This window comes from Jiangella alba (assembly GCF_900106035.1).
Lineage (GTDB): Bacteria > Actinomycetota > Actinomycetes > Jiangellales > Jiangellaceae > Jiangella > Jiangella alba.
Genome location: NZ_FNUC01000004.1, coordinates 2,488,531 through 2,502,480 on the forward strand (window position 1 = coordinate 2,488,531; position 13,950 = coordinate 2,502,480).

The 13,950-nt window shown below is 69.6% G+C and carries 10 protein-coding genes; all 10 read left to right on the forward strand.

Translation table 11 applies throughout. The features are described 5' to 3' along the window. Nucleotides 1-20 precede the first annotated feature (20 nt). A complete protein-coding gene (locus BLV02_RS29535; protein WP_216094543.1) occupies nt 21-1,781 on the forward strand; it encodes an ABC transporter family substrate-binding protein in 1,761 nt (586 codons plus the stop codon). A gap of 181 nt (nt 1,782-1,962) precedes the next feature. Further along, nucleotides 1,963-3,495, forward strand: a complete 1,533-nt coding sequence (locus BLV02_RS29540) for an ABC transporter permease (protein ID WP_069114438.1) — start codon at nt 1,963-1,965, stop codon at nt 3,493-3,495. 13 nt (nt 3,496-3,508) lie between these two features. Next, nucleotides 3,509-4,507: an ABC transporter permease gene (locus tag BLV02_RS29545; RefSeq protein WP_069114437.1), complete on the forward strand. Its 999-nt coding sequence runs from the start codon at nt 3,509-3,511 to the stop codon at nt 4,505-4,507. Then, a complete protein-coding gene (locus BLV02_RS29550) occupies nt 4,507-5,670 on the forward strand; it encodes an ABC transporter ATP-binding protein (RefSeq protein ID WP_069114436.1) in 1,164 nt (387 codons plus the stop codon). The genes BLV02_RS29545 and BLV02_RS29550 overlap by 1 nt, the downstream gene beginning before the upstream one ends. Then, nucleotides 5,671-6,711, forward strand: a complete 1,041-nt coding sequence (locus BLV02_RS29555) for an ABC transporter ATP-binding protein (protein ID WP_069114435.1) — start codon at nt 5,671-5,673, stop codon at nt 6,709-6,711. Nucleotides 6,712-6,804: 93 nt separating this feature from the next. Further along, nucleotides 6,805-7,818, forward strand: coding sequence for a type IV toxin-antitoxin system AbiEi family antitoxin domain-containing protein (locus tag BLV02_RS29560; protein WP_141711821.1), 1,014 nt, complete (start codon nt 6,805-6,807; stop codon nt 7,816-7,818). Nucleotides 7,819-7,995: 177 nt separating this feature from the next. Next, the gene (gene typA, locus BLV02_RS29565) at nt 7,996-9,858 is read left to right on the forward strand and encodes a translational GTPase TypA (protein WP_069114433.1); all 1,863 of its coding nucleotides are present in this window, start codon (nt 7,996-7,998) and stop codon (nt 9,856-9,858) included. A gap of 263 nt (nt 9,859-10,121) precedes the next feature. Further along, nucleotides 10,122-11,735, forward strand: a complete 1,614-nt coding sequence (locus tag BLV02_RS29570; protein WP_216094542.1) for a peptide ABC transporter substrate-binding protein — start codon at nt 10,122-10,124, stop codon at nt 11,733-11,735. A gap of 75 nt (nt 11,736-11,810) precedes the next feature. Further along, the gene (locus tag BLV02_RS29575; protein WP_069114431.1) at nt 11,811-12,731 is read left to right on the forward strand and encodes an ABC transporter permease; all 921 of its coding nucleotides are present in this window, start codon (nt 11,811-11,813) and stop codon (nt 12,729-12,731) included. Beyond that, on the forward strand, nt 12,724-13,626 hold the full coding sequence (locus BLV02_RS29580; RefSeq protein WP_069114430.1) for an ABC transporter permease: 903 nt from the start codon (nt 12,724-12,726) through the stop codon (nt 13,624-13,626). Before BLV02_RS29575 ends, BLV02_RS29580 begins: the two co-directional genes overlap by 8 nt. Nucleotides 13,627-13,950: the final 324 nt, after the last annotated feature.

Here is a 13,950-nt window from a genome sequence, read left to right on the forward strand (position 1 = left end):
GACACACGAGGAGTCAGACCTTGACCACCAAGCGCAGGGGTATGGCGTTCTTCGCCGTGCTCACGGCAGGGGCGCTGGCGCTCTCTGCATGTGGCGGCGACGACGACGACAGCGGTTCCGGGAGCGGCGACACCGAGTCCCCCGCCGGCTCGTCGGGCACTCCCATCACGGTCGCGTCCGATGCGGAGTTCACCTCTTACAACGGGAACTCCGAGACCGGCAACGGCACCTGGAACACCTTTGTCCTCAACGGTGTGCTCGATGGCTTCTGGGACTTCGGGCCGCAGGGCGAGATCGTCCGCAACGAGGCATTCGGCACCTACGAGGTCACCTCCGAAGACCCGCTCACCGTCCGTTACACCTTCGCGGAGAACGCGGTGTGGTCCGACGGCGAGCCGATCGACTGCGACGACCTGCTGCTCGAGTGGGCCACCCAGTCCGGTCAGTACATGACCGACCAGGTCGGCGAGGACGGCCAGCCGATCCCGCTGTTCGCGGTCCCGGGCACCACCGGCTACGACCTCGTGGCGAAGCCGACCTGCCAGCCGGGCGACAAGGAGGTCGAGTACGTCTACTCCGAGCCGTTCGCCGACTGGGAGGTCGTCACCAACTCCAGCATGCTGCCGGCGCACGTCGCGGCCGAGCAGGCCGGCATGACGGCGGAAGACCTCGTCACCGCCATCCAGAACGACGACATGGCGGCGCTGACCCCGGTCGCGGAGTTCTGGAACACCGGCTGGGACATGGGCCCGGGCGCGCTGCTCGACCAGGCCGTCATCCCCGCGTCGGGTCCGTACACGATCGACAGCTGGGAGGCCGGCCAGTCGCTGACGCTGGTCGCCAACGAGAACTACTACGGCGACCCGCCGGCCACCGACACCATCGTCATCCGGTTCATCCAGCAGGACCAGCAGGTGCAGGCCCTGGCCAACGGCGAGGTCGACGTCATCGCCCCGCAGGTCAGCGTGGACCTCGTCCAGGCGCTGGAAGGGCTCGGCGACCAGGTCACGATGATCACCGGTGACGAGATGACGTGGGAGCACCTCGACTTCAACCAGACCGAGGGCGCCGTCTTCGCCGACCCGAACCTGCGCCAGGCGTTCGCGATGTGCGTGCCGCGGCAGCAGATCGTCGAGAACCTGATCCAGCCGGCCAACCCCGAGGCCGTGGTCATGAACCTGCGCGAGATCTTCCCGTGGGACCCGACCTACGACCAGGTCGTGGGCGAGGCCTACGACGGCCAGTTCGACGAGCCCGACATCGAGGGCGCCAAGGCGCTGATCGACGCCGCCGGCGCGGCCGGCACCCAGATCCGCGTGCTGCGTTCCGACCCGAACCCGCGTCGCGCCGACACCGTGGCCGCCATCAAGGCGTCCTGCGACCAGGCCGGCTTCGAGATCGTCGACACCCCGACCCCCGACCTGGGCGCCGGCATCGTCGACGTGACCAGCTACGAGGTCGCGCTGTTCGCGTGGGCCGGTTCGGGCGTCATGTCGTCCGGTGCCTCGCTCTACCGCACCAACGAGGGCCAGAACCCGTACGGCTACTCCAACCCCGACGTCGACGCCGCGTGGACCGAGCTGATCGTCACGGTCGACGAGGACCGTCAGACCGAGCTGCTGACCGAGATCGAGACCAACCTCTGGAACGACCTCTTCAGCATCCCGCTCTACGCGCACCCGGGCGTCACGGCCCACAACCCCGCCATCGAGGGTGTCCAGCAGAACGCCGCCCAGACCCAGGTGTCGTTCAACATGGAAGAGTGGTCGCGCACGTCCTGACCGTCCGTATGCCGGACCGGCCGGGAATCCCGGCCGGTCCGGCCCGAAGGTTCGGGCCAGGGGCCTCGTCGTCCCTGGCCCGAGCCTTGCGCCAGAGGCACCGTCCCACCCGGGCGGGCGGCGGCGCGGACCTGACGAGAGTTGGATCTGATCTCATGACTGTCGACGGGCTGGTGTAGCCATGCTGGTCTTCATCGTGCGCAGGGTGATCGTCTCCTTCTTCATCCTGCTCGCCGCCACCTTCGTGATGTACCTCCTCACGGCCAACGCCGGTAATCCGCTGGCCGACCTGCAGGAGTCCCGGGCGCCGAACCGCGAGGCCCAGATCGAGGCCCGCATCCGGCTGCTGAACCTCGACACTCCGGCGCCGCTGCGCTACTTCATCTGGCTCAAGGGCGCGGCCGGCTGCCTCGCGCCGTTCGTCTTCGAGTGCGACCTCGGCCAGAGCATCCAGGGCCAGGACGTCAGCGCGCTGCTCAGCGTGGCGTTCGTCCAGACCCTGCAGCTGGTCATCGCGGCCACCGTGCTGGCCATGCTGCTGGGCATCGCCGTCGGCATCGTCACCGCGCTGCGCCAGTACAGCGGCCTGGACTACACCGTCACGTTCAGCGCCTTCCTCTTCTTCTCGCTGCCGATCTTCTGGGTGGCCGTGCTGCTCAAGGAGTACGGCGCGATCCGCTTCAACGACTGGCTGGCCGATCCGTCCGTCCCCATCGGGGTGGCCGTGGTCCTCGGCATCGTCAGCGGGTTGTTCTGGATGATCGTCATCTCCGGCGACCGCACCAGACGCCTCGCCACCTTCGCCACGGCGTTCGTGGCCTCCGCCGGTGCGCTGTGGCTGCTCTCGGAGACCCGCTGGTTCGAGGACCCCGGGCTCGGCATCGTCGTCATCGCCGCCACGGCCGTCGGACTGGCGTTCCTGACCACCGCGCTGGTGGCCGGGTTCTCGTACCGCAACGTGCTGTACTCCGCGCTCGCGTCGGCGGGCATCGGCATCATCTGCCACTTCGCGCTGGACTCCGTGCTCGACGACCCCAGCGGGCTGACCATCGTGGCGCTCGCCGTGGTCACCGTCGCCGTCGGAGTCGGCATCGGCTACGGCCTCGGCGGGCTGCAGCGCCGGCAGGCCATCCAGGCGGCCGTCCTGACCGGTCTCGGCACCGGCGCGCTGCTCTTCCTGGACCGCCTGCTCGGCGCCTGGGACGTCTACTCCGACCGCGTCGGCGGCCGCGTCATCGCCACCATCGGCGCGCGCACCCCGAACTTCCAGGGCACCTTCTGGGAGGAGGGGCTGGACCGCGCCACCCACCTGATCCTGCCCACCATCGCGATCGTGCTGATCTCGTTCGCCACCTACACCCGGTACACCCGGTCGAGCATGCTCGAGGTGCTGAACCAGGACTACGTGCGCACCGCCCGGTCGAAGGGCCTCGCCGAGCGCGGGGTCATCGTCAAGCACGCGTTCCGCAACGCGATGATCCCCATCACCACCCTCATGGCGTTCGACTTCGCCGGGGTGCTCAGCGGCGCGGTCATCACCGAGAACGTGTTCGGCTGGACCGGACTCGGCAAGATGTTCACCGACGCGCTGACCCGGGTCGATCCGAATCCGGTGATGGGATTCTTCCTGGTCGCCGGTACCGCGGCGGTCGTGTTCAACATGCTGGCCGACATCGCCTACGCGTTCCTCGACCCGCGCATCCGGTTGTCGTGAGGAGGACGAAACGATGAGCAACCCCTCGACTCCCGATCCCGGGCCCGCACCCACGGCGCCGGTGGCCGCCGACGCGCAGGGCATGACCGTCGTCGCCCGAACCCAGGCGCAGATGGTGCGGCGCCGGTTCTTCCGGCACCGCGCTGCCATGGGCGGCCTGGTGGTGCTGGTGCTGATCGTGCTGCTGGCGTTCAGCTCGATCGGCTTCGCCAACATCCCCGGCTGGTGGGACAAGGACTACACGTCCATCGCGACCGTCGAGAACGCCGGCCGGCCGACGCTGAGCGTGCTGCCGTCCTGGCTGGGCGGCAGCGGCGTCCACCTCGGCGAGCACCCGTTCGGCCAGGACAACGTCGGCAAGGACTACTTCGCGCTGACGATGCGCGGCGTGCAGCAGTCCATCACCATCGCGTTCATCGTCGGCTTCGTCGGCACCTTCATCGGCACGCTGATCGGCGCGGCGGCGGGCTACTTCCGCGGCCGCACCGAGGCCGTCCTGATGCGCTTCACCGACGTCATGATCACCATCCCGCTGCTGGTCGTGGCCGCGGTGCTGGGCCGCCGCTACGGCGACTCGGGCATCGTCGTGCTGGGACTGGTCATCGGCCTGGTCACCTGGACGGGGCTGGCCCGGCTGGTCCGCGGTGAGTTCCTGGCGCTGCGCGAGAAGGAGTTCGTCGAGGCCGCCCGCGCCGCCGGCACCTCGGCCCGGCGCATCATCGTCAAGCACATGCTGCCGAACATCGTCGGCGTCATCATCGTCAGCGCGACGCTGGCCGTGGCCGCGGCGATCCTGCTGGAGGCGGCGCTGTCCTTCCTGGGCTTCGGCGTGCAGGACCCGGACACCTCGCTGGGCAAGCTGATCAGCAACTACCAGACCGCGTTCTCGACCAGACCGTGGCTGTTCTGGTTCCCTGGTGTGTTCATCATCGCCATTGCCCTGTCGGTGAACTTCATCGGCGACGGGTTGCGTGACGCCTTCGACCCTCGACAGAACCGGGTGCGTGACTGATGACGAATCCGAGCATGCCGGTCGGCGCCCCCATTCCCGACCCCGCCGCCGGCGCCGGCCTCGACCAGCCCGCCGTCACCGAGTCCGCCGCCGAGGTGCACGTCGCCACCAAGCTGGAGGAGACCGCCGGCCCCGGTGAGAAGGAGGTCCTGCGGGTCGAGGACCTCACCGTCTCGTTCCCCACCGACGACGGCCTGGTGCGCGCCGTGCGGGGCGTCTCGTACGCCGTCCACGAGCGCGAGGTGCTGGGCATCGTCGGCGAGTCCGGCTCGGGCAAGTCGGTGTCGTCGATGGCGGTCATGGGGCTGCTGCCCAAGTCCGCCCGCATCGCCGGCAAGATCCTCTACCGCGGCGACGACCTGCTGAAGAAGTCGGCGAAGCAGCAGCGGGCGCTGCGGGGCAAGAAGATCGGGATGATCTTCCAGGACCCGATGACCGCGCTGAACCCGGTCTACTCCATCGGCGACCAGCTGGCCGAGGCGGTGCTGTCGCACGAGATCATGCCGCGGAAGAAGGCGCTGGCCCGGGCCGAGGAGATGCTGGCGCTGGTCGGCATCCCACAGCCGAAGAAGCGGCTGGAGAACTACCCGCACGAATTCTCCGGCGGCATGCGCCAGCGCGCGATGATCGCGATGGCGGTCATCAACAACCCCGACGTCATCATCGCCGACGAGCCCACCACGGCCCTCGACGTCACCGTCCAGGCGCAGATCCTCGAGACACTCGTGCAGGTGAAGGACGAGGTCAACGCGGCCATCGTGCTGATCACCCACGACCTCGGCGTGGTGGCCGGCATGGCGCACCGGGTGCTGGTGATGTACGCGGGCAAACCGGTCGAGATCGCCGAGACCGACCGCATCTTCTACCACCCGCGGATGCCGTACACCGCCGGCCTGCTGGGGTCGATCCCGTCGCTGGAGGGCGGCGGGTCCGGTGCCCGGCTACGGCCGATCGTCGGCACCCCGCCGTCGCTGATCAACCTGCCGAAGGGCTGCCCGTTCTCGCCGCGGTGCCCGCTGGCCACCGACGTCTGCCACGAGTCGGAGCCGCCGCTGGCCGCCACCGACGAGCTGGGTCACGTCGCGGCGTGCCACCATTGGGACAAGCTCGCGGACGTCGACGACCCGACGGTGTACTTCCGCACGGAGAGCGAGGCGGTCTGAATGGTCACCTCTACCGAGACGTCGCCCCAGGCGGCGCCCGAGAGCGGTAGCGGGCAGCACCTGCTCGACGTCACCGACCTCGTCATGCACTTCCCCGTCTACGGCGGCGGCCTGCTGCGCCGCGTCGTGGGCCACGTCCAGGCCGTCACCGGCGTCTCCCTGCACGTCGACGCCCGCGAGACGCTCGGCGTGGTGGGGGAGTCGGGCTGCGGCAAGTCGACCACCGGCCGCGCCATCCTGCAGCTGCACAAGCCGACGTCCGGCTCGGTCGTGTTCCAGGGCAAGGAGCTGACCAGCCTCGACGCCCGCGGCATGAACGAGGTGCGGCGCGACCTCCAGATCGTGTTCCAGGACCCGTACGCCTCGCTCAACCCGAAGATGCCGGTCAACGACATCATCGCCGAGCCGCTCAAGGTGCACGGCAAGTGGCGCGGCGGCGGCAAGAAGCGCGTCGCGGAGCTGCTCGAGCTGGTGGGCCTCAACCCCGAGCACGGCAACCGCTACCCGCACGAGTTCTCCGGCGGCCAGCGCCAGCGCATCGGCATCGCCCGCGCACTGGCGCTCGAGCCGCGGCTGCTGGTGCTCGACGAGCCGGTCTCCGCTCTGGACGTGTCGGTGCAGGCCGGCGTCGTCAACCTGCTCGAGGACCTGCAGGACGAGCTCGGGCTGGCGTACATCTTCATCGCCCACGACCTCTCCGTCGTCCGGCACATCTCCGACCGCGTCGCCGTCATGTACCTCGGCAAGGTGGTCGAGACCGGCACCCGCGACGAGGTGTACGAGCACCCCGCGCACCCCTACACCCAGGCCCTGCTGTCGGCCGCCCCGACCGCCGACCCGGTGGAGGAGCGGCGCCGCGAGCGCATCATCCTCGCTGGCGACGTCCCCAGCCCGCTGGACCCGCCCAGCGGCTGCCGGTTCCGGACCCGCTGCTGGAAGGCCCAGGAGATCTGCGCCGCCAAGGAGCCGCCGCTCATCGACACCGGCGTCGGACACCCGGTGGCCTGCCACTTCGCCGAGGTCGACACCCGCGTCCTCTGAGGCCAGCCGCTGGATCGACGTGAGATCGCTGCGCCCTGAGCGACAGCGATCTCACGTCCATCCTGCAATACCGCCGCCCTGATATTCCGGGCGGTGTCCACAGCGCACCACGCCGACCCTCGTCGTCCACATTCCACGATTTCGTGGTGGCCGCCCGCCGGCGTGCAGCACACGATGAACGGCATGCGCATCCCCGACGAGTTGGTGCTCCTGGCCGAGGCCCAGGACGGCATCGTGACCCGGCGTCAGGCCGGCGCCTGTGGCATGTCACCAGCCGCGATCCGGTATGCGCTCGGCCCCGGTGGCCACTGGCAGCGGCTCGCCGCGGGCATCTACGCCACGTTCACCGGACGGCTGACGCCGCGGCATCGGGTGCGGGCCGCGCTTTTGCGCGGCGGCGTCGACGCCATGATCAGCGGAGGCCATGCCTGCCGCGCGTACGGCCTGCGTTACGTTCCGCAGGAGGCGCCGCTGGTGTGCCTGGTGCGGGCGGGCGCGCAGCCGGTCGCGCTCGTCTTCGCCGAATTTCGGCGCACGTCGGCCCTGCCGGCACCCCGGTCGATCGACGGAATCCCGGTGGCGCCACCGGCGCGGGCGGTCGTCGACGCCTGTCGCGGCCGGTACTCGCTGCGGACGGTTCGCGCGTTGCTCTGCGAGGCCGTGCAGTCCGGCCTGACCACGCACCACCTGCTGGTCGACGCCGTCGGCGACGCCAGGTGGGCCGGGTCCAGGCTGGTCCGCCTGGCTCTCGGCGACGTGCATGCGGGGTGCCGGTCGGCGCCGGAGTGCGAACTGCGCGACCTCCTGAGGTCGTCGCTCGTCCTCGACGAGCCGCTCTGGAACCGTCCGTTGCCCGGGACAGGCGCCGGCCGGCTGGTTCCCGACGCGCACTGGCGCGGCGCTCGTGTCGTGGTCGAGGTCGACTCGTCGGAATGGCACCGGCTGGGCGACGGGCCGGAGCGGACCGAACAGCGTCGGGCGCGGTATGCCGCTCTCGGCTGGATCGTCGTGCCGGTCTCGCCCTGGCGGCTGCGTCATGAACCGGGAGCGGTGCTCGCCGAGATCGAGGCCGCGGTCCGCGGGTACCGGTGCCGTCACGCGGGCTGAGCTCCGCCCACGACACAACGATGTGAGAACGCTGCGGGATCGGCGTGAACTCACTGTCCCTGGGGCAGCAGTGATCTCACGGTGTTCACGGAGGTGTGCGACGCACGATGCAGGGCGGCGAGCTGGGACGCCGTAGGATGGACCGTCAACTCCCCCCATTCAGAACGGGTTCCCCGCATGTCCGTGCGCAGCCGCGACGACCTCCGAAACGTCGCCATCGTGGCCCATGTCGACCACGGCAAGACCACCCTCGTCGACGCGCTGCTGTGGCAGTCAGGGGTGTTCCGCGCCAACCAGGACGTCGCCGACCGGGTGATGGACTCCGGTGATCTGGAGCGGGAGAAGGGCATCACGATCCTCGCCAAGAACACCGCCGTCCGCTGGGGCGACGCCACCATCAACATCATCGACACGCCGGGTCACGCCGACTTCGGCGGCGAGGTCGAGCGCGGCCTGTCGATGGTCGACGGCGTGGTGCTGCTGGTCGACGCGAGTGAGGGGCCGCTGCCGCAGACGCGGTTCGTGCTGCGCAAGGCGCTGCACAACCGGCTGCCGATCGTCGTCGTCGTGAACAAGACCGACCGGCCCGACGCGCGCATCGCCGAGGTGGTCGACGAGACGTACGAGCTGTTCCTCGACCTCCTCGACGACTCCAGCGACCAGAGCGCGCTCGACTTCCCGATCGTCTACGCGTGCGCCCGCGACGGCAAGGCCGCGCTGGAGCGGCCGGCCGACGGCGAGGTGCCCGCGTCCGACGACCTGTCGCCGCTGGTCACCACGATCCTCGACACCATCCCGGCGCCCACGTACACCGAGGGCGCGCCGCTGCAGGCGCATGTCACCAACCTCGACGCGTCGCCGTTCCTGGGCCGGCTGGCGCTGTGCCGGGTCCGCGAGGGTGAGATCGCCAAGGGCTCGCAGGTCGCCTGGTGCCGCAAGGACGGCAGCATCGAGCGGGTCAAGGTCACCGAGCTGCTCATGACGGAGGCGCTCGAGCGGGTGCCGGCCGAGAAGGCCGGCCCGGGCGACATCATCGCCGTCGCCGGCATCCCCGAGATCACCATCGGCGAGACGCTGGCCGACGTCGACGACCCGCGGCCGCTGCCGCCGATCACCGTCGACGAACCGGCACTGTCGATGACCATCGGCGCCAACACGTCGCCGCTGTCCGGCCGGTCCGGCGGGTCGAAGGTCACCGCCCGCCTGGTGAAGGACCGCCTCGAGTCCGAGCTCATCGGCAACGTGTCGCTGCGGGTGCTGCCGACGGAGCGGCCGGACGCGTGGGAGGTGCAGGGCCGCGGCGAGCTGGCCCTCGCCGTCCTCGTCGAGACCATGCGCCGCGAGGGCTACGAGCTGACGGTGGGCAAGCCGCAGGTCGTCACCCGCGAGGTCGACGGCAAGCTGCGCGAGCCGTTCGAGCGGCTCACCGTCGACTGCCCCGAGGAGTACCTCGGCGCCGTCACCCAGCTGCTGGCCGTCCGCAAGGGCCGCATGGAGCAGATGACGAACCACGGCACCGGCTGGATCCGCATGGAGTTCGTGGTGCCGGCCCGCGGGCTGATCGGCTTCCGCACCGACTTCCTCACCGAGACCCGCGGCACCGGCCTGGCCCACCACGTCTTCGAGAGCTACGAGCCGTGGGCCGGCGACCTCCGCACCCGCCCCACGGGGTCGCTGGTGGCCGACCGCTCCGGCGTCGCCACCTCCTACGCCATGTTCAACCTGCAGGAGCGCGGCACGCTGTTCGTCGAGCCGACCACCGAGGTGTACGAGGGCATGATCGTCGGCGAGAACTCCCGCGCCGACGACATGGACGTCAACATCACCAAGGAGAAGAAGCTCACCAACGTGCGTTCCTCCACGGCCGACGAGCTCGAGCGGCTGATCCCGCCGCGCAAGCTCTCGCTCGAGCAGGCGCTGGAATTCTGCCGCGACGACGAATGCGTCGAGGTCACGCCGAAGGCCGTCCGGCTGCGCAAGGTCGTCCTCGACGCCTCCACTCGCGGCCGCGCGGCGGCCCGTCGCAAGCACGCCCAGTAGCCCGTCACCGCACCCGGCCGAGCGCCGTCGGCACTGGTGAGCGACGATGTCGCTCGTCCGGGGGAGGTCACATTCTCGTTGCGAGTGTGAACGCGGATATCCACAGGACTTGCCCTGGGACGAGGACGGCACATAGAAAGTGACGGGCACTAATGTGCCCAAATCGGCCAAAACGGCCGTGGTGGCGCTGGCGACGGGACCCCGCAGCCTCGCCTCGGGTAGAACCCAGGAGGAATCCCATGCCAGTCTCGCCACGTAGGTCGGTGGTGCTGGGAACCGTCGCGCTCGCGCTCGCGCTGGGTGCCTGTGGCGGTGACAGTGACGATGCGGCCGGCGAGAGCGCCAACACCGTCACGGTGCGCGGCTGCAACCCGCAGGCGGACTTCGTCCCGGCCAACAGCAACGAGGTCTGCAGCGGCGACATCCTCGACCAGGTCTTCTCCTACCTCGTCCGCTACGACGCCGAGACCGGTCAGCCCGAGAACGAGATCGCGTCGGACATCACCAGCGACGACAGCCAGACCTGGACCATCGCGCTGCAGGACGGCTGGACCTTCCACGACGGCTCGCCGGTCACCGCGCAGAGCTTCGTCGACGCCTGGAACTGGGCCGCCTTCGGCGACAACGCCACGCTGAACAGCTACTTCTTCGAGCCGATCCAGGGCTACGCCGACGTTCAGAACTCCGTCGACGACGAGGGCAACCCCGTCGAGGGCACGGCGGCCGCCGAGACGATGTCCGGGCTGCAGGTGGTCGACGAGCGCACCTTCACCGTCACGCTGACCCAGCCCGAGTCGCAGTTCCCGATGCGCCTGGGCTACACCGCGTTCGCCCCGCTGCCCGAGTCGTTCTACGACGACCCCGAGGCGTACGGCCAGCACCCCATCGGCACCGGCCCGTTCGAGTTCGAATCCTGGGAGCCGAACATCGACGTCCGGCTCACCGCCTACCCGGACTACAACGGCGACGTGAAGCCGAGCATCGACGGCGCGGTCTACCGCATCTACGAGAACGACGACGCCGCCTACAACGACCTGCAGGCCGACCAGCTCGACATCATGCCGCTGCTGCCGACGTCCGCGCTGGCCGGCGACACCTACAAGATCGACCTCGGCGAGCGGTTCATCGAGAAGCCGACCGGTGTCTTCGAGACCATCACGTTCGCGCCGTCGGCCAAGGACGCGCGGTTCGACGACCCGCGGATCAGGCAGGCCATCTCGATGTCGATCGACCGGGCGACGATCGTCGACGCCATCTTCGCCGGCGCCCGCATCCCCGCCACCGGCTGGGTGTCGCCCGTGGTCCCGGAGGCCCAGGCCGACGCGTGCGGCGAGTTCTGCACGTACGACCCCGAGGCCGCGCAGGCCCTCTATGCCGAGACCGACGGCGTCGACGGGCCGGTGGCGCTGACCTACAACGCCGACTCCGACCACAAGGCCTGGGTCGATGCCGTCTGCGGCAACATCAACCAGACCCTGGGGATCGACTGCGTCGCGACTCCGGAGGTCGACCTCGCCACCTTCCGCAGCAAGGTCACCAGCCGGGAGCTGATGGGCATCTTCCGCACCGGCTGGCAGATGGACTACCCGACGCTGGAGAACTTCCTGGTGCCGATCTTCGCCACCGGCGCCTCCGCCAACGACGGCGACTTCACCAACGACGAGTTCGACTCGCTGGTCAACCAGGCGGCCGCGGCCCCGGACCCCGAGGAAGGCGTCCGGCTCTACCACGAGGCCGAGAGCCTGCTCGCCGACTTCATGCCGGCCGTCCCGCTGTGGCACCGGGTGAACATCGCCGGCTACTCGACCCACGTCGAGAACGTCCACCTCACCGTCTTCCAGACCGTCGACCTGCTCAGCGTCACCACCACCGGCTGACGCCGGCTCGGGGTGCGCGCCGTACAGTCTGACTCCGGCGCGCACCCGGAGCGCTGCTGACCGCTGAAGGAAGGTATGACTCGGTACGTCGTTCGGCGCCTCGGCCAGATGGTGCCCGTGGTCATCGGCACCACGTTCCTCATCTACGCGCTGGTCTGGTCGCTGCCGGGCGACCCGTTCGCGGCGAAGTGCGGCGACCGGCTGTGCCCACCCAGCTACGTGGCGCGGATGACCGCCGAGTACAACCTCGACGACCCGCTGCCGCTCGCGTACCTGAAGTACATGGGCAAGCTGTTCACCGGCGACTTCGGCGAGACGTTCGCCGGTGTGTCCATCGCCGACGAGCTGCTGCAGCGGTACCCGACCACGCTGAAGCTCACGGTGCTGGCCATCCTCGTCGAGCTGGTCATCGGCATCGCCGCCGGCGTGCTGGCCGGCATCCGCCGCGGCGGCTTCCTCGACAACCTGGTGCTGGTCAGCACGCTGGTCGTGGTGTCCATCCCGGTGTTCGTGCTGGGGATGCTGGCGCAGGTGACGTTCGGCGTGCGGCTGGGCTGGTTCCCGGTGACCTCCGACGGGACGTTGTTCTCACTGGTGCTGCCCGCGATCGTGCTGGGCAGCCTGTCGCTGGCGTTCGTCGCGCGGCTCGTGCGGGCGAACCTGGTCGAGAACCTGCGCACCGACTACGTCCGCACGGCCGTCGCGAAGGGCCTCACCCGGCAGCGGGTCATCGGCGTGCACACGCTACGCAACTCGCTCATCCCGGTCGTGACGTTCGTGGGCGCCGACTTCGGCGGGCTGCTCGGCGGCGCGGTCGTCGTCGAGGGGATCTTCAACATCCCGGGCGTCGGCAACATGATCTTCCGCGGCATCAACGCGCACGAGGGCGCCACCGTGACCGCCGCCGTCACCGTCCTGGTCCTGGTGTTCCTGATCGTGAACCTGCTGGTCGACCTGTTGTACGCGGTGCTCGACCCGAGGATCCGTCATGCCTAGGCGGCGGCGCGGCGGGCACGCCGCGACCGTGCCGCGCTCGCTGGCCGGCGACGCCTGGCGCGACCTGCGCCGCAAGCCGCTGTTCCTGACGTCGGCCGCGATCATCCTGGTGCTGGTCGCGATGGCGGCCGTGCCGGGGCTGTTCACCGACGTCGACCCGCGGGCCTGCGACCTCGCCCACTCCCGCGAGGCGCCCAGTGCCAGCGCGTGGTTCGGCTACGACCTGCAGGGCTGCGACATGTTCTCCCGGACGGTCTACGGCGCGCGGGCGTCGATCCTGGTCGGCGTGCTGACGACCGTCGTCATCGCGGTCGTCGGCAGCGTCGTCGGGATGGTCGCCGGCTATCAGGGCGGGCGCCTCGACGCGTGGCTGTCGCGGATCACCGACATGTTCTTCGCCGTCCCGATGCTGCTGGGCGCCGTCATCGTGCTGGCGACGTTCCCGTCGGCGGTCGGCACGCCGGCCTGGCAGACCATCGGCAAGGTGGTGCTCGCCCTGGGCATCCTCGGCTGGACGATGGTGGCCCGGCTGATGCGCTCGACGGTGATCCAGGTCAAGCAGTCGGAGTACGTGCAGGCCGCCCGTGGCCTCGGTGCCGGCGCCGGGCGCATCCTGCTGCGTCACGTCCTGCCCAACGCCATGGCGCCGGTCGTCGTGTACTCCACCATCATCCTCGGCGTGTTCGTGGTGCTGGAGGCGACGCTGTCGTTCCTGGGCATCGGCCTGCAGCCGCCGGTCATCTCCTGGGGCATCGCGATCAGCGAGGCGCGCTCGTACATCCGCCAGTCGCCGCACATGCTGCTCTTCCCCGGCGCCTTCCTCTCCGTGACGGTGCTCGCCTTCATCATGCTGGGCGACGCGGTGCGCGACGCGTTCGATCCCCGCCTGCGCTGAGCTGTGATCGTCACCACCTGAAAAGCCCCGCAAACCTGCCGTGATCGGATCGATTCAGCCGAAGAATTCGCAGCTCACGCGGCAGGATCACAGCAATCAGCCGGTATGGTCACAGTCCGGTTGCGTTGTGCGACGGTAGTCCGGTCAGACTTGCCCGGGGGGATGTGCGGGTTTAGAAATGAGGGCGCGGATCAGGATCGCGACCGTACCCGGCTGTGCGCAGATCCGCACCAATGTGGCGAGACCGATCGGTCACGCCCGATGACCACCGGGCGCAGGCCCGTTAGAGGAGGATTCCATGCGAGGCTCTGCTCGCAGAGGAGC